The sequence below is a fragment of the Pseudomonas marginalis genome, from assembly GCF_008692035.1.
Classification (GTDB): Bacteria; Pseudomonadota; Gammaproteobacteria; order Pseudomonadales; family Pseudomonadaceae; genus Aquipseudomonas; species Aquipseudomonas marginalis.
Genome location: NZ_VTFG01000002.1, coordinates 1308385 through 1326351 on the forward strand (window position 1 = coordinate 1308385; position 17967 = coordinate 1326351).

At 60.8% G+C, this 17967-nt stretch carries 21 protein-coding genes and 1 riboswitch; of the genes, 8 read left to right on the forward strand and 13 right to left on the reverse strand.

The window, feature by feature from the left end:
* Window positions 1-10 precede the first annotated feature (10 nt).
* The 3 genes from FX984_RS26210 to FX984_RS26220 all read right to left on the reverse strand — a co-directional run bounded on the left by FX984_RS26210 (window position 11) and on the right by FX984_RS26220 (window position 4719).
* Window positions 11-1870 carry a DUF1302 domain-containing protein gene (locus tag FX984_RS26210; protein ID WP_092356148.1) on the reverse strand — a complete coding sequence of 620 codons (1860 nt, stop codon included), beginning with the start codon at window positions 1868-1870 and terminating at the stop codon, window positions 11-13.
* A gap of 330 nt (window positions 1871-2200) precedes the next feature.
* A complete protein-coding gene (locus FX984_RS26215) occupies window positions 2201-3883 on the reverse strand; it encodes a fatty acid--CoA ligase (RefSeq protein WP_146476043.1) in 1683 nt (560 codons plus the stop codon).
* A 203-nt stretch (window positions 3884-4086) separates the two neighbouring features.
* Window positions 4087-4719, reverse strand: a complete 633-nt coding sequence (locus tag FX984_RS26220) for a LysE family translocator (protein ID WP_065924273.1) — start codon at window positions 4717-4719, stop codon at window positions 4087-4089.
* Between the two features lie 84 nt (window positions 4720-4803).
* Here FX984_RS26220 and FX984_RS26225 point away from each other — a divergent pair, with 84 nt between their 5' ends.
* The 3 genes from FX984_RS26225 to FX984_RS26235 all read left to right on the forward strand — a co-directional run bounded on the left by FX984_RS26225 (window position 4804) and on the right by FX984_RS26235 (window position 7644).
* Window positions 4804-5769: a 2-hydroxyacid dehydrogenase gene (locus FX984_RS26225; RefSeq protein ID WP_027604782.1), complete on the forward strand. Its 966-nt coding sequence runs from the start codon at window positions 4804-4806 to the stop codon at window positions 5767-5769.
* A 30-nt stretch (window positions 5770-5799) separates the two neighbouring features.
* The gene (locus tag FX984_RS26230) at window positions 5800-6798 is read left to right on the forward strand and encodes a methyltransferase (RefSeq protein ID WP_092356142.1); all 999 of its coding nucleotides are present in this window, start codon (window positions 5800-5802) and stop codon (window positions 6796-6798) included.
* A gap of 50 nt (window positions 6799-6848) precedes the next feature.
* A riboswitch (yybP-ykoY riboswitch) is annotated at window positions 6849-6970 on the forward strand.
* An 89-nt stretch (window positions 6971-7059) separates the two neighbouring features.
* Entirely contained in the window at window positions 7060-7644 is a 585-nt protein-coding gene (locus FX984_RS26235) for a TMEM165/GDT1 family protein (RefSeq protein ID WP_005784895.1), read from the forward strand.
* 81 nt (window positions 7645-7725) lie between these two features.
* On the opposite strand, the gene FX984_RS26240 is transcribed toward FX984_RS26235, so the two are convergent.
* The 4 genes from FX984_RS26240 to FX984_RS26255 all read right to left on the reverse strand — a co-directional run bounded on the left by FX984_RS26240 (window position 7726) and on the right by FX984_RS26255 (window position 9807).
* Complete coding sequence (locus FX984_RS26240; RefSeq protein ID WP_027604784.1) at window positions 7726-8544, reverse strand: M48 family metallopeptidase; 819 nt, start codon at window positions 8542-8544, stop codon at window positions 7726-7728.
* A gap of 151 nt (window positions 8545-8695) precedes the next feature.
* On the reverse strand, window positions 8696-9316 hold the full coding sequence (locus FX984_RS26245; RefSeq protein ID WP_027604785.1) for an SOS response-associated peptidase: 621 nt from the start codon (window positions 9314-9316) through the stop codon (window positions 8696-8698).
* A 36-nt stretch (window positions 9317-9352) separates the two neighbouring features.
* Window positions 9353-9613 carry a putative signal transducing protein gene (locus FX984_RS26250; RefSeq protein ID WP_098480367.1) on the reverse strand — a complete coding sequence of 87 codons (261 nt, stop codon included), beginning with the start codon at window positions 9611-9613 and terminating at the stop codon, window positions 9353-9355.
* 11 nt (window positions 9614-9624) lie between these two features.
* The gene (locus tag FX984_RS26255) at window positions 9625-9807 is read right to left on the reverse strand and encodes a CPXCG motif-containing cysteine-rich protein (protein ID WP_027604787.1); all 183 of its coding nucleotides are present in this window, start codon (window positions 9805-9807) and stop codon (window positions 9625-9627) included.
* Window positions 9808-9940: 133 nt separating this feature from the next.
* Here FX984_RS26255 and FX984_RS26260 point away from each other — a divergent pair, with 133 nt between their 5' ends.
* Window positions 9941-11104 (forward strand): 1-acyl-sn-glycerol-3-phosphate acyltransferase, encoded by a 1164-nt coding sequence (locus tag FX984_RS26260; RefSeq protein ID WP_027604788.1) that lies wholly within the window; start codon window positions 9941-9943, stop codon window positions 11102-11104.
* A 63-nt stretch (window positions 11105-11167) separates the two neighbouring features.
* Here FX984_RS26260 and FX984_RS26265 read toward each other — a convergent pair whose 3' ends face one another.
* The gene (locus tag FX984_RS26265) at window positions 11168-11425 is read right to left on the reverse strand and encodes a hypothetical protein (RefSeq protein ID WP_027604789.1); all 258 of its coding nucleotides are present in this window, start codon (window positions 11423-11425) and stop codon (window positions 11168-11170) included.
* Between the two features lie 183 nt (window positions 11426-11608).
* On the opposite strand from FX984_RS26265, the gene FX984_RS26270 reads away from it, so the two are divergent.
* Window positions 11609-11818, forward strand: coding sequence for a hypothetical protein (locus tag FX984_RS26270; RefSeq protein WP_027604790.1), 210 nt, complete (start codon window positions 11609-11611; stop codon window positions 11816-11818).
* A 57-nt stretch (window positions 11819-11875) separates the two neighbouring features.
* Here FX984_RS26270 and FX984_RS26275 read toward each other — a convergent pair whose 3' ends face one another.
* Window positions 11876-12463 (reverse strand): YajG family lipoprotein, encoded by a 588-nt coding sequence (locus FX984_RS26275; protein ID WP_027604791.1) that lies wholly within the window; start codon window positions 12461-12463, stop codon window positions 11876-11878.
* Window positions 12464-12657: 194 nt separating this feature from the next.
* On the opposite strand from FX984_RS26275, the gene FX984_RS26280 reads away from it, so the two are divergent.
* Both FX984_RS26280 and mqo read left to right on the forward strand, forming a co-directional pair.
* Complete coding sequence (locus FX984_RS26280; RefSeq protein ID WP_027604792.1) at window positions 12658-12891, forward strand: hypothetical protein; 234 nt, start codon at window positions 12658-12660, stop codon at window positions 12889-12891.
* Window positions 12892-13619: 728 nt separating this feature from the next.
* The gene (mqo, locus tag FX984_RS26285; RefSeq protein ID WP_027604793.1) at window positions 13620-15128 is read left to right on the forward strand and encodes a malate dehydrogenase (quinone); all 1509 of its coding nucleotides are present in this window, start codon (window positions 13620-13622) and stop codon (window positions 15126-15128) included.
* 70 nt (window positions 15129-15198) lie between these two features.
* Here the strand turns inward: mqo and FX984_RS26290 are convergent, their stop codons facing one another.
* The 4 genes from FX984_RS26290 to FX984_RS26305 form a co-directional block, all read right to left on the reverse strand.
* Window positions 15199-15486, reverse strand: a complete 288-nt coding sequence (locus FX984_RS26290) for a PA4642 family protein (protein WP_027604794.1) — start codon at window positions 15484-15486, stop codon at window positions 15199-15201.
* A gap of 129 nt (window positions 15487-15615) precedes the next feature.
* Window positions 15616-16101 (reverse strand): hypothetical protein, encoded by a 486-nt coding sequence (locus FX984_RS26295; RefSeq protein ID WP_027604795.1) that lies wholly within the window; start codon window positions 16099-16101, stop codon window positions 15616-15618.
* A 35-nt stretch (window positions 16102-16136) separates the two neighbouring features.
* Window positions 16137-16604 (reverse strand): WbuC family cupin fold metalloprotein, encoded by a 468-nt coding sequence (locus FX984_RS26300; RefSeq protein WP_098480369.1) that lies wholly within the window; start codon window positions 16602-16604, stop codon window positions 16137-16139.
* Window positions 16605-16607: 3 nt separating this feature from the next.
* On the reverse strand, window positions 16608-17165 hold the full coding sequence (locus FX984_RS26305) for a hypoxanthine-guanine phosphoribosyltransferase (RefSeq protein ID WP_027604797.1): 558 nt from the start codon (window positions 17163-17165) through the stop codon (window positions 16608-16610).
* Between the two features lie 163 nt (window positions 17166-17328).
* Between FX984_RS26305 and upp the strand changes: the two genes are divergently transcribed.
* Window positions 17329-17967 (forward strand): uracil phosphoribosyltransferase, encoded by a 639-nt coding sequence (upp, locus tag FX984_RS26310; RefSeq protein WP_027604798.1) that lies wholly within the window; start codon window positions 17329-17331, stop codon window positions 17965-17967.

Here is a 17967-nt window from a genome sequence, read left to right on the forward strand (position 1 = left end):
TACAGTGTGCTTAGAAGTTGGCGCCGAAGCTCAGGGCGACGAAGTCGCGGTCATTCACCGTGCTGAAATCACCACCGAAAAAGTTGGTGTAGTTGAGGCTGGCGGTGTAGGTGTTCTGGTACTCGGCATCCAGGCCCAGGCTGACGGCTTTGCGGCCCTCTTCGAAGTTGGCGCCAGGACCTGGGGAGTACCCCTTGACGTCATGGGACCATGCCACGTTTGGCTTAAGGTTTACGCCGGCGAAAACGTCCGGATATTCCCAGATAGCACGGGCGCGATAACCCCAGGAAGTAGCCGTGGTAAAGCCATCATTGTTGCAGTTGGTATTCAGCCCGTTGGCGTTACCCAGGCCGGCGCCCACAGCGGTCGAGTTATTGAGCGTGTTACAGAAACCACCGGGCAATGTGCCTGGACCAAACACCGGGTCGCGCCCATAACGCGCCTCGGATTTGCTTTCCAGGCCGCCCACGTGAGTCACACCGATCTCACCCACCGTAGTCAAGCGGCTTGCGCCCATTACCTGATCAAAGAAGTGCGTGAACGTGGTCTGGAACTGCGTGACCTCCTTACGGTTGTAACCATGCAAGTCTTGACCAGCCGAGCCCTTGAGCACAGAGGCATTGCCAAAACCAATAATGGGCGTAACGCCGGCGTAAAGGATGTCGGTGGTACTTAACTGCACGGGCGCATTTGGCCGATAGCTCAACTCACCGCTCCAGGCGGTCCCCGTAGGCAGGGTGGTGGAAAAGCTCAAGCCGTAGAGGCGGATATCTTCTGGGTATTCGACGAAGTAGTTAGAGCTACCCGCCACAATCACTGGACGCAATGCCGCCAAGGGCCCCAGAGGCCGCGTGTATGCCGAAGCTGGCGCACCTTGTGCACTGAAAATCGGCGCACGGCTGTGATAGTTCATGAAGTACGCGCCGAATTCGGTGTCCAGCGGCTCAAAGTTGTAGTGCATCGCCACGCCAAACTGGCCACTGTCACGAGCATCGCGGTCAGGACCACGGCGCACCAATACGCCCTCCTCATTCACATCAACACCAGCAGCGTTGAGGGTTGGATACGCCAGAGGCGAAATGCGCGAGCGCTTGCTCAAGACCCGCAGGTTGTTATCGCAGCCATCAGAGATAACGTCCGGCTGCGAAAAGAACGTCCCGCAATTATCGGTAACCGTCTGGTCCCACTCCAACTGATAAAAGGCTTCCGCCGACAAGTTATCGGTCAGCGTTTGCGACACATAGAACATGTTGACCGGAATCAAGCCTTCCTTGATTTCGGCCCCCGGACGACGGAACGCAGACACGTCGATCGGGTTGATGGAGTTGATACCACCGCCGATGAAGGTACTTTCGCCCCAACTCACCACCTGCTTACCGAACCGCACGCTGCCCGGCTGATCGGCAATGGCATAGTTGTGATAGACGAAGGCGTCGAGAATCTGCCCACCGGAGGACTTGGCGCCCTCCTTGCGGTTGTTGTCGCTGATGTCCTTGAACTCACGGCTTTCGTCCTTGAGTTCGAAGTCATACCAGTACTTGCCGCGCACAAATACGCCGGTATCGCCGTATTTCAATTCCAGGTCATGGATGCCCTTGAAGATCTTCGAGAACGTTTCACCGCGCTTGAAGTTCAAGTGCCCATCATCGGAGGTCTGGGACAGACCTTTGCCACCGTTGTTGGCACCGATCAGATCCTGGTTCGGCTTGGCCGTCGACCAGCTCGCCCCCACAGACAGCGACGAGTCAAAACTCCCTTCGATTTCACCGATATTGAAACTGACGCCGAATGCGGGCCCGGCGAGCGTAGAGGCGAGACTGACGGCCAGGGGCAGTCTTGCCCGGCGCCAGAACTGGTTTACTGAGGTCATCGACGCTACTCCATGTGCATTATTGTTATGGCAGTGAGTTTGTTCTGTGATGCTTGTAACGGCCGGAATACAACGATTCCAATGCCGCCTGGCAACTGAACCTCCATGGCCCGAAGCGATGCATCCTTGAAAAACTCTGGGTGGGACTATAGCCAGCAGGGGGTACCGCTTGATCCCTCTAAAGTGTGATTTGCATCACCAACCCGTCTGCCACAGCCCTTTCGCCATGTCGGCGAAGGCCGACGCGGCAAGGATGGCTGAAAATTGGCAAATCACAAGTGAAGGCGCGAGATAGAGCATCGCCGTGCCACAAGGGCACGGCAAATCAGCTCAGAGGGTGGACAGGAAGGTGCTGTTGTTGGCCTGCCATTCAATGATGTCAATACGGATACGTTTTTTGTCGAGCTTGCCGACACTGGTCTTGGGAATTTCCGTAACAACGGCGATCTGGCTCGGAATCGCCCACTTGCTCAAATGGCCCAGTTCGACAAAAGGCTTGAGGTGTTCCTTGAGCTCGCGGGCCCCAATCTCATGGCCATCACGCACCACCAGCAACGCAAACGGACGCTCGCCCCACTGCGGGTCGGCGATGCCCACCACCGCTACTTCGCGTACCGCCGGGTGACGGCTGACCAGGTCTTCGAGGGCCAGGGAGGAGATCCACTCGCCGCCGGTCTTGATCACGTCCTTGATGCGGTCGCGGATATCGATCACCCCAAATGCATCGAGGGTGGCCACGTCGCCGGTGTGCATCCAGCCACCCGCCCACAGCTCGGCGCCCTTCTGCGGCTCGTTGTAATACCCCTCGGTCAGCCACGGCGCGCGCAGCACCAACTCACCCTGGGACTCGCCGTCGGCGGGCAGGAAATTCCCCTCAGCGTCCATGATCGCAGCTTCCACCAACGGCCCGGGCACGCCGGCCTTGATGCGGTAGCTGATGCGCTCGTCCTCGGTGCCGGCTATCAGTTCCTCGTTGAGGTGGGCACAGGACACCAGCGGGCCGGTCTCGGACATGCCGTACGCGGCGGTGAGCTGAATCCCGCGGGCCTTTGCCGCCTCATACAGGGTGCGGTTGAGCGCACTGCCGCCTATGACGATTTTCCAGCCGCCAAAATCGACGCCTTGGGCAGCCTTGGCGTTGAGCACCATTTGCAGGATGGTCGGCACGCAGTGGGAAAAGGTGACCTTCTCCTTGCGCCACAGCTCCACCAGGTATTCCGGGTCGTAGCGGCCGGGGTAGACCTGCTTAAGGCCAAGCATGGTCGCCACATACGGCAGGCCCCAGGCATGCACGTGGAACATCGGCGTGATCGGCATGTACACGTCGTTGGTGCCCAGCAGGCGCACGCTGTCGACGCTGCCCATGATGGTCGCCACGCCGATGGTGTGCAGCACCAGCTGGCGATGGGTGAAGTACACGCCCTTGGGGTTGCCGGTGGTACCGGTGGTGTAGAAGGTGGTGGCGACGGAGTGTTCGTCGAAGTCCTGGAAATCGTACTTCGGGCTGGCGGCGGCCAGCAGGGTTTCATACTCACCGACCAGGTTGGGCAACTCGGCGGTCTTGGCTTCGCCGTCGGTGAGCAGCAGCGTCTTGTCGACGGTGGTGAGCTGCCCGGCAATGGCCTGGTAGAGCCCCACGAACTCGCTGTTGACCAGCACGAAGCGGTCCTCGGCGTGGTTCATGGTGTAGAGAATCTGTTCCGGCGACAGGCGCACATTGATGGTGTGGATCACCGCACCGATCATCGGGATGGCGAACATGCATTCCAGGTAACGATGACTGTCCCAATCCATCACCGCCACGGTGTCACCGGCCTTGACCCCGGCTGCGGTGAGCACGTTGGCCAGGCGCGCGACGCGCTCGATCAAGGTCGGGTAGGTGTAGCGCAGCTTGTCGCGGTAGACGATTTCCCGGGTCTTCTCGTAACGGGTACCGGACATCAACAGGCGCTTGATCAACAGCGGGTATTGATACGCACCTTCGGCGGGCGGAATAACACGGGTCTGCAACATACGAATCCCTTTTATGACTGCACGGTCTTGGCTTGAAGACCTGCACTGTAGAGACGTTATGTGTCAGACAAATCAGCCAAAGGAATGATTTGCAGAGGCTGGGGAATGCTAGCTTTGAGCCATTATTCAGGGACAATGGAGGTCAAATGTGGGAGGGGGCTTGCTCCCTCCCACACTGGATTGTGTTTACTTGAGAACAGCGTTTATTTCGCGCTGGTAAACGCCAACTTCACCCCAATCGCAATCAACACCGCTCCCATGGTCCGATCAAACCAATGCCCCATCCGCGCAAACCCGGCGCGCACGCGCTGCTGGCTGAACAACATCGCCACCAGGCAGAACCACAACGCCGTCGCCACCGCCAGGTACACGCCGTAGCCGGCCTGGATCGCCAGCGGTGTGTGCGGGTTGATCACCACGGTGAACAGCGACAGGAAGAACAACGTCGCCTTGGGGTTCAGGCCGTTGGTGACGAAGCCTGCGGTAAACGCGCCGCGCGGGGTGCGCTCGCCCGCTTCGCGGTGCAACTCGCCCTCGACGGCAGGCTTGGCCGGTTTGGCGCGCAGGGCCTTGAAGCCGATGTACAGCAGGTAGGCGGCGGCCGCCCATTTCAGTGCGTTGAACAACACGATGGACTGGGACACGATCAGGCCGATGCCGAGCAACGAATAGCCCACGTGCAGGAAAATCGCCGAGCCCACGCCCAACGCAGTCCAGGTTCCGGCGCGGCGGCCGTGGGTCACGCTCTCACGCACCACCACCGCAAAATCCGGGCCGGGGCTGGCCACCGCCAACAGGTGAATCAGGGCTACGGTCAAAAACTCGGCGGCGTACATACTCACTCCATTAAGTAACGGATTATTTCATCTGATAGGCTCGGCAGATTACGCCTTCGAACCCTGTCGCAAAAGGTACAGTTGATGACGAACAATCGCCGCGCCGTCTTCCTTGATCACCCGTCCCTGGATCTGGGCGACCTCGACCTCAGCGAGTTGCACGCCCGCTTCAGCGACTTGCAGTTGTTGACGGGCACCACGCCGCAGAATGTGGTCGAGCGCCTGCAAGGCGCGCAGGTGGCGATCAGTAACAAAATCCCGCTCAACCGCGAAACCCTGGCGGCCTGCCCGGAACTCAAGTTGATCCTGGTTTCGGCGACCGGCACCAACAACATTGACCTGGAAGCCGCCCGCGCCCACGGCATCACCGTGAGCAACTGCCAGGGCTACGGCACACCGTCGGTGGCGCAGCACACGATCATGCTGTTGCTCAACCTGGCGACGCGGCTGCAGGACTATCAGCGCGATGTGAGCGCCGGCAAATGGCAGGAGGCCAAGCAGTTCTGCCTGCTGGACCACCCGATTGTCGAGCTGGAAGGCAAGACCCTCGGCCTGCTGGGCCATGGCGAACTGGGCAGTGCCGTGGCCCGCCTGGCCGAAGCCTTCGGCATGCGCGTGCTACTCGGCGCGATTCCCGGGCGCCCTGCCCGTGCCGACCGCGTGCCCCTGGATGAACTGCTGGCGCAGGTGGACGCACTCACCTTGCACTGCCCGCTCAATGAACACACCCGGGACTTTATCGGCGCCCGTGAATTGGCGCGGCTCAAGCCCGGCGCGTTTATCGTCAACACCGCGCGCGGTGGCTTGATCAACGAGCAGGCCCTGGCCGATGCCTTGCGCAGCGGCCATCTGGGCGGCGCGGCGACCGATGTGCTGAGTGTTGAGCCCCCGGTCAATGGCAACCCATTGCTGGCCGGCGATATTCCTCGACTGATCGTCACGCCCCACAATGCCTGGGGCAGCCGCGAAGCGCGGCAGCGTATCGTCGGCCAACTGGCGGAAAACGCCCGGGGCTTTTTCAGCGGCGCCCCGCTGCGCGTCGTCAGTTGATAAACTGCGCCCCTTTTCAAGGAGCAGACCATGGATCCGCGCAGTGAAGTACTGCTTCGTCAGGCCGAACTTTTTCAAGGCAACCTGCTGCTGGTGGGCTTGCCCGCCGACGACCTGCTGGGTCGCCTGCCCAACGCCCACGGCTGGTGCTGGCATGCCGGCGACCAGGCGGCGCTCGACGCGCGCTTCCCGGAGCGCAGCCAGTTTGGGGTGAATGCGCCCGAGCGCGGGTTCGAGGCGGCGGTGATCTTCCTGCCCAAGTCCAAGGACCTCACCGATTACCTGCTCAACGCCGTGGCAGCGCGACTGCCCGGCGCCGAGCTGTTCCTGGTAGGGGAGAAAAAAGGCGGTATCGAAAGCGCCGCCAAGCAGATGGCCCCGTATGGCAAACCGCGCAAGCTCGACAGCGCGCGGCATTGCCAGCTGTGGCAAATCACCGTGGCCAACGCCCCGCAAGCGGTCGAGCTGGAAAGCCTGGCGCAGGTGTTCGATGTGCCGCTGGCCGAAGGCCCGCTCAAGGTGGTGAGCCTGCCGGGTGTATTCAGCCACGGCCGTCTGGATCGCGGTACCGAGCTGTTGCTGGAGCACTTGGACAAACTGCCGAGCGGCCACTTGCTCGACTTCGGTTGCGGCGCCGGTGTGTTGGGAGCGGCGGTCAAACGTCGCTACCCGCACAACAGCATAACGATGCTGGATGTGGATGCTTTCGCCGCCGCCAGCAGTCGCCTGACCCTGGCCGCCAACGGTCTGGAAGCCGAGGTATTGACCGGTGACGGCATCGACGCCGCGCCGATGGGGTTGAATGCAATCTTGAGCAACCCACCGTTCCATGTCGGCGTGCACACCGACTATTTCGCCACGGAGAACCTGCTGCGAAAAGCGGCGAAACACCTGGCAAAAGGTGGCGAACTTCGCCTGGTGGCTAACAGTTTCCTCAAGTACCAACCATTGATCGAAGAGCATCTGGGCGTGTGTGCGGTCAAGGCCGAAGGCAATGGTTTTCGCATCTACCGTGCCAAGCGCGGCTGATGGCGGTTTGAAAAAGAACGCTTGCCGAATGGATTTTGCCTAGGCAGAATCCGCTCCGTCCTAGGGGAGTAGTCTCCCACGAGCGCCACGCTCGTCCGGCATACGTCAACATACTTGGTCAACAGGCCATGGCGTATGCGACCCAGGAGTCCGCACAGACGGACCGGGGTTTGACAAGACCTATGACACGCACACCTTACCCGGGGCGGGAAGGCTGTACGTGTCATAGCCGTGTCGACCCGCCCCCTGGAAACCTACCTGATGCTGGATTCATTGCTCGTTCCTACCGCAATCGTTGCCTTGGCCGAAATCGGCGACAAGACGCAACTGCTCGCGCTCATCCTTGCCGCACGCTTTCGCAAACCCTGGCCGATCATCGCCGGCATCGTCGCTGCGACCCTGGCCAACCATGCGGCCGCCGGTGCCGTGGGGGCCTGGTTCGGGAGTTTCTTCTCGGATGCGGTATTGCACTGGATTCTCGCGGCCAGCTTCTGCGCCACCGCGCTGTGGACCCTGGTGCCTGACAAACTCGACGATGACGAAGCCAGCACCACGCGCAAGTTCGGGCCGTTCCTGACCACGCTGATTGCCTTCTTCCTGGCGGAAATCGGGGACAAGACCCAGATCGCCACGGTGATGCTGGCGGCGCAATACCCGGAACTGTGGCTGGTGATTATCGGCACCACCCTGGGCATGTTGATTGCCAACGTACCGGTGGTTCTGGCGGGGAATTTCGCGGCGGAGAAACTGCCACTGACATTGATTCGTCGACTGGCGGCTACGGCGTTCTTTGTCCTGGCGATTGTGGCGGTGTACAAGGCCATGCAGAGCAGTGGCTGGATCTAGCTGCAAGCTTCAAGCTTCAAGCTGCAGGAAGAAGCAGTGCTTTTTCCTGCAGCTTGAAGCTTGCTACTTGTCGTTGAAGTCTTAGGACTTCTTGGCCTGCTGATAGAGCGGCATCACCTTCGGAATCGCCGCCTGCAACGAGGCGATCCGGCTGTCGGAGGCCGGGTGAGTGCTCATGAACTCCGGCGGTGCGCCCTCCGAAGCCTTGGCCATCTTGTTCCACAGGGTGATCGCCGCGTTCGGGTTGTAGCCGGCGCGGGCCGCCAGTTCCAGGCCGATCAGGTCCGCTTCGTTTTCATTGCTGCGGCTGTTGGGCAAGGTCATGCCGTAGTTGGCCACGGTATCGGCCAGCGCCAGGCTGTCCTGGCCCAGGCCGAACAACGCACCGGCGCCCTGCTTGGCCATCTCGATGCCGTAGGCCTTGGACATGGCTTCGCGGCCGTGCTCACGCAAGGCGTGGGCGATTTCATGGCCCATCACCGCGGCGAGTTCATCGTCGGTGAGCTTGAGGTTGTCGATCAACGCGCTGTACACGAAGATCTTGCCGCCAGGCCCGCAGTTGGCGTTCATCTCATCGCTCTTGATCAGGTTCACTTCCCACTTCCACTGCGCCGCATCCGGGCGGAAGGTCGGCGCCTGGGCGATCAGGCGATTGGCGATCGCCTGCACGCGCTTGGCATTGGCACTGGTCTTGTCCAACTGGCCTTTGCTGCTGGCCTCGCCCAGGGTCTGCTGGTAGGACTGGGCGTACATCTGGTCGACTTCCTGGCTCGACAGCATGCTGAACATATATTGCTTGCGCTCAACCCCGACGGCGCCGCCGCTGGTTGTGTTGACCGACTGACACCCGGCCAGCAACACGCCTGCCGCCAATACACTTACGGCCAATGATTTCTTCATCAATACACTCTCCCTGAAAAGACGCCCTGAAAACATGGCGCGTATCGTAGGCGCTCATTTGTATCGGCGCCAGATACAACAGACGTGTAACCGATGAATTTCGGACACATCTCACACGCCCGGCAACGTCAGTGAGCAACCGGCCTCAGGCTCAGGCCGGGGTCAGGCACTCCGGCCCGTTGAGCTTGGGATCATTGACCATGTTGGCCAGGACTCGCTCACGCAATGGGGCCGGCTCACTGGCCAGCAAGCCTTGCAACACATGCAAGGGCGTCTCGGGATCGAGCCAGGCGGCCTGCCCCGCCGCGTCCAGAATCAACGGCCGGCGCTGACTCTGGGCGGCCTGGGTCACCACTGCCGTACTCAGCCACACCTGCTCCTGCACCGGGTACGCCTCCCAGATCGCGGCAAAAAACAGGGTCGAGCCCTCCCCCGGCGTCAGCCAGTACGGACGCTTGCGCTGGGTGCCGCGCCATTCGTAAAAGCCGTTGGCGGGCAGCAGGCAACGACGCTGGCGAAACGCTTCGCGAAACATCGGTTGCTCGGCCAGGGTTTCGGCACGGGCATGGGCCGGGGTGCGGGAAAGGTCAGTCAGCCAGGGCGGCGTCAGGCCCCAGCGCGCCCGTGCCAGGGTGCGCTGGCCGTCATTGAGGCGCTGGATCAGCACCGAATCATTCGGGGAAATGTTCCACTGGGCCTGCTGGTCGGCCGGAAAGCCCGGCAGGGCAGCAAAGGTAGGGTTCCAGCGAAACAGGGCATAACGTCCACACATGGGGCAACACGACTCTTGGGTAAACCGACCGACAGCCTAACAGACCAATACGTCGGGGAAGCTGTCGGGTTCGTCGCCGGGCAGGGGTTGCGCACCGATATAGGCGGTAATCAGCTCGCGGGCCTCAGGCGCCCGGTCGTTGTCCACTTCCAGCCCCAGCAGGCCGAAGATCGGCAACTCCCCCGTGCCGCCGAGCAAATGGCGCCCTACCAGGTGCGCCTCGATGCCCTCGCTGGCGAGCATTTGCTGCAGCAACTCGCCTTCCATCAGGTTTTCCGGTTCGTAGATTCGCTGCATGGGCGTACCTGCTATTCGTTTTCACTGCGGGTTTCGAGCATCCACTCTTCACCATGGACCTGCAGGTTGAAAATGATCGGTCGGCAACACACCTGACAGTCCTCGATGTAGGTCTGATCACCGCCGGATAAATCCACCGCGGTCTCTACCGCTTCACCACAATAAGGACAATCGTACAGCGCAGTTTCCAGCATCGCAGTCTCCCAGGTGACTTGTGCGTATAATCGCCGGTCTATTTACAGGGCTATTTTCCGGCCGGGCCAATTCCCCGGACCGCACCCTGGTATTTCCTTTACTTACCCTAGCCGTTTCTAACAAGAGAGCATGATGGGCGAATTCGATACCATCCGACCTTACAACGACAGCGAAGTCCCGGCAGTGCTGGCCCGGCTGTTCAGTGACAAGGCCTTTCTGGACATCCTGACCCACTTCCGCTTCCCGCGCTTTGCCGGCGCCCTGGGCTGGCTGCTCAAGCCGATGATCGCGCGCAAACTGCGTCGCGAGTTCGCCGGTGTCACCACCGTGGCCACGCTTCAGGACAAAGTCGAGTATTACGTCGACCACACCATTGACCGGGCGACCGACGGCGTGACCTACACCGGCGTCGAACAGCTCAAATCCGGCACCGCCTACCTGTTCCTGGCCAACCACCGCGACATCGTGATGGACCCGGCCTTCGTCAACTATGCCGTCTACCACGCCGGCCTGCCGACGCCACGCATCGCCATCGGCGACAACCTGCTGCAAAAGCCGTTTGTCAGTGACCTGATGCGTCTGAACAAGAGCTTCATCGTGCACCGTTCGATCACCGGGCGAAAGGAGAAGATGGCGGCGTTCAACCTGCTGTCGGCCTATATCAACCATTCGATCCGCAACGACTGCCAGTCGATCTGGATCGCCCAGGCCGAAGGCCGCGCCAAGGACGGGGATGACCGCACCGAGTCGGCGATCCTCAAGATGTTCCATGTCAGCCGCAAGGACGAGCCGTTTGCCGAAGTGATCCAGTCACTCAACCTGACGCCGGTGTCCATCAGCTACGAGTACGACCCGTGCGATGCCGCCAAGGCCCGCGAACTGTATATCCGCGCCACCACCGGCACCTACGTCAAGGCGCAAGGCGAGGATGACGTCAGCATTGCCCTGGGCATCACCGGCTACAAAGGCCGCGTACATATCAACTTCGCGCCGCCGATTACCGAGCGTTTCGAAGACACCAAGGTCCTGGCCGTGGAAATGGATCGGCAGATTCTCGGCGGCTACCGGCTGTTCCCGGTGCACTACCTGGCGTACGCCCAGTGGAGCGATGCCGACCCGCAGTTGCAGGTGCCGAAGGCGGCCGACGTGTTCCCGGCGGACGAACTGGCCAAGGCACAGGCGGAGTGGGAGCGGCGCCTGAACGAATGCCCGGCCGAGCACCGTCCGTTCCTGGTGGTGCAATACGCGACGCCAGTGCGCAATCAGTATCGGGTCAAGGCCGGGATCCCGCTGTAACCACCGATCAAGAAAATATGGGAGGGGCCAAGCTCCCTCCCATATGATGGGTTCTGCGGTTTTTTAGATTCGGGTGCTGAGCCAGGAAATAGCCAGCGCCAGCCCAAGGCAGGCGAACCCGATGCGGTAAGCCACACGGTGCGCCCGCTCGGTGCGCACATCCAGGAACAGCATGGGCTGGTCGATTGCGCGATCTTCACTTTGCGCCGTCAGTTCAGCCATGGCGCGTTGTTCGCGCAGGCGGGTGATGAACAGCAGCGCAGCGCCTGGGCAGGCCACTGATAAAGCCACGGCATTGATCAATAGTGCGGGCAGCGCCATCGCAAACCTCGATGAAACAGTGTCTGGGTATCGGTTCAGATACAAACCTGAACCGTAGTGGCCTCGAGCGCCAAAACCGCTCCGCCTCCCATGGACGATTAATGTATCCAGTAATTTACGCCGTCACCTGAACGTCACCTTAACAAGCCACTCTGTTGCCCTTCGAACATTCAGGAGCTTGTCATGCTGCACGCGCACAACCAGGATCGGCTGTATCTGATTGCCCAAAGCGACGAGCAGGAGGCGCTGATCGGCGGCCTGGCGTTCAACGTGCAGGACCGCCACTGGCTGGTGTATTGCGCCCTTGGCGGGCACCAGCATGCGGACTTGCCCGAGGCCGATCTGTTGACGGGGGTGAGCATGCTGGACTTTTGTATCGACACGGCCGCGTGAAACTGAAGGCATAAAAAAACCGGGCTCATCGCTGAGCCCGGTTTTTTGTTTGAGCGATTACTGCGCGCTGAGCAATGAACCGATGCTTGGGTCCTTGAACAGGCGGGTCAAGGCGTCGCTCAGGACGTCGCTGACCAGCCTGGTGTTGGTTTCCTGGTTAGGCGACATGCCGAAGCGCTGGTTCAGCGACGCACCGTAACGGCCGCTGTAGCGACGGGTGCCGGCGGTGACGTCGGACTTGAAGGTGGCACCAATGGACGCCTCGGTCACGTAAAGACCGTCTTTAGGCGACTGATACTTCAACTCGGCCAAGGTGATCGTCAACTGCGGAGCGCCCGGCGCGTTGGGGCTGGGGGTGAAACCCAGCAGCCGCACCGCCGCTTCGGCCTGGGCCTGCAGCTTGGGCAGCACGTCTTGAGCGTTCACCGACACCAGGGCGGTTTCCGGGTACAGGCCACCGCGCGAACCGAGTGTCGGCGACGGACGACCGTCCACCACCCGTACCGACACCGGCTGGCCGTGGCCCACCGGGGCCAGCTGCGTGGTGATTTTCGGTTCCGGGGTCAGTTGCTGCGGGCTGTTGGCGCAGCCAACCAGGGTCAAGCTGGTCACAGTGATCAAACCGAACAACAGGCGTTGCAACATGCGCTTCTCTCCAGAAATCAGGTACCGACAGGCCGGCAGTATAGCGGGGCGCCCCTGCAGGGAACTAGCGTCAGTTACAACCTGTGACCCGGGGCTTCGCCTGCGGTTCGATGTCACCGATATGTCATAGCCGTTACATGGACTCGTCATCCGAAGCAGGCATGCTTGGCCTCAATCTCAGGAGGTTGATCGCCATGCATTTTCTCTGGTCGCTGTTTACGCGCAAGCCCGCCCTTCGCCAGTTCGCCCTGCTCGATGCGCAAGGCCGTTGCCAGGCGTTCAAGGCGTGCTGCCAGCCTCCCGTCGGCGAAGGCTGGGTGGAAATCGAAGAAATTCGCCTGAGCTGGATGCATCATCCGTTGCCGGCCCGCGCCCGTGTAAACCCACGCCCTGCGCGGTCGCCACGTCACCAGGCGTTGGCCGCCTGACCGAACGCCTAATAAAAGTCATAAAACCCGCCCATTTCCCCGGCGTTCTTCGCTACAATCTCCCCCCGATTATAAGGACGTCTCCTGATCGGGCCTCGCAGCATCGTTAATGCCTCGGTATTAACCCCAAGAATCGCCCACAGAGAGCCGCCCACACAGATCGAGTGAAGCTGGCGAGCTTGCTGTTTCCTTTGCAAACCACCCGCCTTTGCCGAATCTGCCAGAGCTGCCATTGCGCTCGGCCACTTGAGTTGTTTGCCCGTTTTGCCGCGTGTCGGCAGAGGTTTGCGGGCCAGGTGCCAGGCCGGGGCAGCCCTTTTTTGAGGTTCACGTCTTCAAAAGAGCGTGAAAAAAACGGGTTTTCACAACTTCACAAGAGTGTGGCGAGCAAATGAATAGTTTGGCGTTTGTACAAGCACCATCAGCGTCTGGAACAGCCCAACCACACAGGACCGAGTACTCCGCAAACACCGGAGCTTGAGCCTGTCCGCTACGGATTGATTGCACGAATCCCACGCTTTGACCATAAGTCGAATTGCCACAGGCGCCCATGAATGCGTTCATAGGCAGATCAGGCCGGGCAGGAAGCGTGTGCTGAATGTGCAAGGAATTGCGAAACGGACATGGCGATCCTGGCCATGGGTGACCTGGGGCAACACGTGAAACGCCCCGTCACTCCTGGCAGCCATGCCGTCAATTTGGTGCTGCAGATTTTGGAGACGCGTTAAATGGCGCATAACGAAGCAGTCGACGTAGTACTGGTAGGGGCCGGCATCATGAGTGCCACCCTGGCCGTACTGCTTAAAGAGCTCGACCCCGGCCTCAAGCTGGAAGTCGTTGAGCTAATGGACTCGGGTGCCGCGGAAAGTTCCAACCCGTGGAACAACGCCGGTACCGGCCACGCCGGGCTGTGTGAGCTGAACTACACGCCCCAGGCCGCCGATGGCTCCATCGACATCAAGAAAGCCGTGCACATCAACACCCAGTTCGAGGTGTCGAAGCAGTTCTGGGCCTACCTGACCAGGAAGGGCACCTTTGGCTCGTCCAAGTCCTTTATCAGCCCGGTGCCGCACCTGAGCTTCGTGCAGGGCGAAAAAGGCGTGGAGTTCCTCAGGAAGCGCTTTGAAACCCTCAGCCAGCACCATGCGTTCTCGGACATGCACTACACCGAAGACCGCAGCGAAATGGCCGAGTGGATGCCGCTGATGATGCCGGGGCGCCCGCTCGACGAAAAAATCGCGGCCACCCGCGTGATGAACGGCACCGACGTCAACTTCGGCGCCCTGACCAACCAGTTGCTCACTCACCTGACCAGCTCACCGGACGCCCAGGTCAAGTACAGCAAGCGCGTGACCGGCCTCAAGCGTAACGGCGCGGGCTGGACCGTGAGCATCAAGGACGTCAACAGCGGCAACAGCCGCGAAGTGGACGCCAAGTTCGTGTTCCTCGGCGCCGGTGGCGCGGCCCTGCCGCTGCTGCAGGCCTCGGGTATCGAAGAAAGCAAAGGGTTTGGCGGTTTCCCGGTCAGCGGCCAGTGGCTGCGTTGCGACAACCCGGAAGTGGTCAAGCACCACCAGGCCAAGGTCTACAGCCAGGCTGCCGTGGGCTCGCCGCCGATGTCCGTGCCGCACCTGGACACCCGCGTAGTCGACGGCAAGAAATCCCTGCTGTTCGGGCCCTACGCCGGCTTCACCACCAAGTTCCTCAAGCACGGCTCGTTCCTCGACCTGCCGCTGTCGGTTCGCGCCGGCAATATTGGCCCGATGCTGGCCGTGGCCCGCGACAACATGGACCTGACCAAGTACTTGGTCAGCGAAGTGATGCAGTCCATGGAGCAGCGCCTGGAATCCCTGCGTCGCTTCTACCCTGAAGCGAAAGCCGAAGACTGGCGCCTGGAAGTGGCCGGCCAACGGGTGCAGATCATCAAGAAAGACCCGAAGAAAGGCGGCGTGCTGCAATTTGGCACCGAGCTGGTCGCGGCCAAGGACGGTTCGCTGGCTGCGCTGCTGGGTGCCTCGCCGGGCGCCTCGGTGACGGTGTCGATCATGCTGGAATTGATCGAGCGTTGCTTCCCGCAGAAAGCTGCCGGTGAATGGGCGACCAAGCTGCACGAGATCTTCCCGGCGCGGGAGAAGGTCCTGGAGACTGATGCCGAGCTGTATCGCAAGATCAACGCGCAGAACAACATCAGCCTCGAACTGGTTGAGCAGAGCAACGAGGCCGAGAGCTACGCCTAAGGCATTGCGGCCATGAAAAACGCCCCGTTCTCGCGATGAGAACGGGGCGTTTTTTTATGCCCAGGAATAATCAGCCGCGGGCGTTGTCGATCAGCTCGATATAGTCGGCGGCGTTGCGCTGGTCCTTGATCAGGTCGACAAACGTCTGGCCGTGCTCATCCTTGCCATCCAGGTCCAAACCGGCCGCCTTGAAGAAAACCAGGAAGCGTTCGAAGTCGTCGATACGCAGGCCACGGTAGGCCTTGATCAGTTTGTGCAGGGACGGGGACGTCGCGTCAACCGGCTCGAAGTCCAGGAACAACTTGATCTGGTCGTCGCCGATCTCGTCACCAATCACCTGTTTCTTATCTTTACGCATTACCGACTCCAGCCAGCAGACATTTACACGGGATTTGAAGTCTACCTGCGAGGCGCAGGCTTCGAAAGCGGTGAAGAACCAATGCGGCCGGGGGCAAGCCCTTCCCACATTGGTTCTTCAGTGTTTTTGCTATTTGCTACGAACAGCACCGGTATGCACATCCGCCCAGACATGCCCGTTGGCGTAACTGAGGAACTGCACATACACCGTGTCATTGCGCAGCAGGTCGACAATCACTCGGTACTGGGCCACCGGGTAGGACAGGGTCAAGGTTTTGCTCTTGTCATCGTATACCGGCTTTTTCAGGCTTTTGCTTTCGGCATCGAAGTTGAGCACCACCTGGCTGATAGTCGCGCCTTTGTTCAGGGACTTGCCCTTGAGACGGATCATCAGCGGCGAGGTCACCGGGATCGGCTGTTGCGTGGATTGACGCTGGTTGCCCACCACCACCGCATACTCGGTGACTTGCAGCAGTTGCTGCTGGTCAGGGGTTTCGGCGCGCAGGGTCAGATCGTCCGGCGGCAGGAACTGCGCATGCATCGGCGCAGGCGCCGCAGCCAGCGGCAGACTGAGGGTCAACGCCAGGGCGGCGCAGGTGCGTATCAACAGGCTCATGGGCCGCTCCGCAAGAGGTGGCCCAGCACTGTAGCTCAATCGAACTGGGCAAGCATCCAGCGTTGATACTCGGCCACGTTGACGTCGCCTTCACGGGGCGCCCAATCGGCCAGTTCGCCTTCGCCCACCGGCCGATAAGGCCCGGCCTTGCACTCGAACATCACCGTGTCGGGGGCGAGCACCACCAGGCCATGGAACACGCCGGGCGGCAGGTCGACGCCCGAGCATTCGCCGCCGGCCTGCATCACGCGCTTGGCAAGCACCTCGCCGGTGTCGCTGAACACCAGCAAGCCCAAGCGCCCCTGGAGGACCAGCAAGGTTTCCGCCTTGTCCGCGCTCAAGTGCCGATGGGGCGGCACGTAGGTGCTGGGCTGCAGGCCCACGGCCAGGCGATGGCACGGCTCTTCCATCTGATGAAAGTTGTGATGATGCCGGCCACGGAGGCTGGCGCCCGCTTTCTCGGCCAACTCGGCAAACAGCGTCTGATCAAGAAAGCGAGTCATGGGTTACATACCTTTGACGGCGTAGATTCCATTGGCGTTGCGCCAGTAGCCCTTGTAATCCATACCGTAACCGAAGATGTAGCGATCGATGCACGGCAGGCCGACGAAATCGGCTTTCAACTCGGGACGGGCCTTGCGGTCGTGGTCTTTGTCGATCAGCACGGCGGTGTGCACCTTACGTGCGCCAGCGTGTTTGCAGAAGTCGATGATCGCGCCCAGGGTGTGGCCCTCATCGAGGATGTCGTCGATGATCAGCACGTCGCGGTCGATGAACGAAACTTCCGGCTTGGCTTTCCAGAACAGGTCGCCGCCGCTGGTTTCGTTGCGATAACGAGTGGCGTGCAGGTAGGACGCTTCCAACGGGAACTGCAGGTGAGTCAGCAATTTGCCGGCGAAGATCAGGCCACCGTTCATCACGCAGAAGACCACCGGGTTGGTGTCGGCCATCTCGCGAGTGATGTGTGCGCCGACCTTGGCGATCGCTGCTTCGACTTGCGCTTCGGTGTACAGGCAGTCAGCCTCGCGCATGATTTGACGGATATGCTCGAGATCAGCGGACATGGCGCTCTCCAAGGGGTGCTGTGGCAAGAAAAGCGGGCGAAGGTACGCTTCTCATGCGCTCCGAGCAAGCCTTAATGGACTAACGTACTAGATGTCTATAGGACAACACCCTCGGATAGATTAATCTAGGCCGGTTTTTTTGCCCGCCGCCGGAGCCTTTCCCATGCCCACTCGCGAGATCCGCCACCCGCTGATCCGACACAAACTCGGCCTTATGCGCCGTGCCGACATCAGCACGAAGAATTTCCGTGAGCTTGCTCAGGAAGTTGGAGCGCTGCTCACTTACGAAGCCACCAAAGATTTGCCCCTGGAAACCTACGACATCGAAGGTTGGGCTGGCACCGTCCAGGTCGAGAAAATCGCCGGTAAGAAAATTACCGTGGTGCCGATCCTGCGTGCCGGTATCGGCATGCTCGAAGGCGTGCTCAGCCTGATCCCGGGCGCCAAGGTCAGCGCCGTCGGCGTCGCCCGCAACGAAGAAACCCTGCAGGCCCACACCTACCTGGAAAAACTCGTACCGGAAATCAACGAGCGCCTGGCCATGATCATCGACCCGATGCTCGCTACCGGCAGCTCCATGGTTGCCACCATCGACCTGCTGAAAAAAGCCGGTTGCCGGGACATCCGTGCCATGGTGCTGGTGGCCGCGCCCGAAGGCATCGCCGCCGTCGAGAAAGCCCACCCGGATGTACAGATCTACACCGCCTCCATCGACGAGCGCCTGAACGAACACGGTTACATCATCCCAGGCCTGGGCGATGCCGGTGACAAGATCTTCGGCACCAAGCAGAAGGACGCGTGA

What these genes read in the sequence shown, in the direction of transcription:
- FX984_RS26255 (WP_027604787.1), bottom strand. Translation starts at nt 9,807, where the DNA reads ATGCTGGAAACTGCGCTGTACGATTGTCCTTATTGTGGTGAAGCGGTA.
- upp (WP_027604798.1), top strand. Translation starts at nt 17,329, where the DNA reads ATGCCCACTCGCGAGATCCGCCACCCGCTGATCCGACACAAACTCGGC.
- FX984_RS26210 (WP_092356148.1), bottom strand. Translation starts at nt 1,870, where the DNA reads ATGACCTCAGTAAACCAGTTCTGGCGCCGGGCAAGACTGCCCCTGGCC.
- FX984_RS26235 (WP_005784895.1), top strand. Translation starts at nt 7,060, where the DNA reads ATGCTGGATTCATTGCTCGTTCCTACCGCAATCGTTGCCTTGGCCGAA.
- FX984_RS26220 (WP_065924273.1), bottom strand. Translation starts at nt 4,719, where the DNA reads ATGTACGCCGCCGAGTTTTTGACCGTAGCCCTGATTCACCTGTTGGCG.
- FX984_RS26280 (WP_027604792.1), top strand. Translation starts at nt 12,658, where the DNA reads ATGCATTTTCTCTGGTCGCTGTTTACGCGCAAGCCCGCCCTTCGCCAG.
- FX984_RS26265 (WP_027604789.1), bottom strand. Translation starts at nt 11,425, where the DNA reads ATGGCGCTGCCCGCACTATTGATCAATGCCGTGGCTTTATCAGTGGCC.
- FX984_RS26305 (WP_027604797.1), bottom strand. Translation starts at nt 17,165, where the DNA reads ATGTCCGCTGATCTCGAGCATATCCGTCAAATCATGCGCGAGGCTGAC.
- FX984_RS26270 (WP_027604790.1), top strand. Translation starts at nt 11,609, where the DNA reads ATGCTGCACGCGCACAACCAGGATCGGCTGTATCTGATTGCCCAAAGC.
- FX984_RS26225 (WP_027604782.1), top strand. Translation starts at nt 4,804, where the DNA reads ATGACGAACAATCGCCGCGCCGTCTTCCTTGATCACCCGTCCCTGGAT.
- FX984_RS26300 (WP_098480369.1), bottom strand. Translation starts at nt 16,604, where the DNA reads ATGACTCGCTTTCTTGATCAGACGCTGTTTGCCGAGTTGGCCGAGAAA.
- FX984_RS26230 (WP_092356142.1), top strand. Translation starts at nt 5,800, where the DNA reads ATGGATCCGCGCAGTGAAGTACTGCTTCGTCAGGCCGAACTTTTTCAA.
- FX984_RS26275 (WP_027604791.1), bottom strand. Translation starts at nt 12,463, where the DNA reads ATGTTGCAACGCCTGTTGTTCGGTTTGATCACTGTGACCAGCTTGACC.
- FX984_RS26215 (WP_146476043.1), bottom strand. Translation starts at nt 3,883, where the DNA reads ATGTTGCAGACCCGTGTTATTCCGCCCGCCGAAGGTGCGTATCAATAC.
- FX984_RS26295 (WP_027604795.1), bottom strand. Translation starts at nt 16,101, where the DNA reads ATGAGCCTGTTGATACGCACCTGCGCCGCCCTGGCGTTGACCCTCAGT.
- FX984_RS26250 (WP_098480367.1), bottom strand. Translation starts at nt 9,613, where the DNA reads ATGCAGCGAATCTACGAACCGGAAAACCTGATGGAAGGCGAGTTGCTG.
- mqo (WP_027604793.1), top strand. Translation starts at nt 13,620, where the DNA reads ATGGCGCATAACGAAGCAGTCGACGTAGTACTGGTAGGGGCCGGCATC.
- FX984_RS26290 (WP_027604794.1), bottom strand. Translation starts at nt 15,486, where the DNA reads ATGCGTAAAGATAAGAAACAGGTGATTGGTGACGAGATCGGCGACGAC.
- FX984_RS26240 (WP_027604784.1), bottom strand. Translation starts at nt 8,544, where the DNA reads ATGAAGAAATCATTGGCCGTAAGTGTATTGGCGGCAGGCGTGTTGCTG.
- FX984_RS26260 (WP_027604788.1), top strand. Translation starts at nt 9,941, where the DNA reads ATGGGCGAATTCGATACCATCCGACCTTACAACGACAGCGAAGTCCCG.
- FX984_RS26245 (WP_027604785.1), bottom strand. Translation starts at nt 9,316, where the DNA reads ATGTGTGGACGTTATGCCCTGTTTCGCTGGAACCCTACCTTTGCTGCC.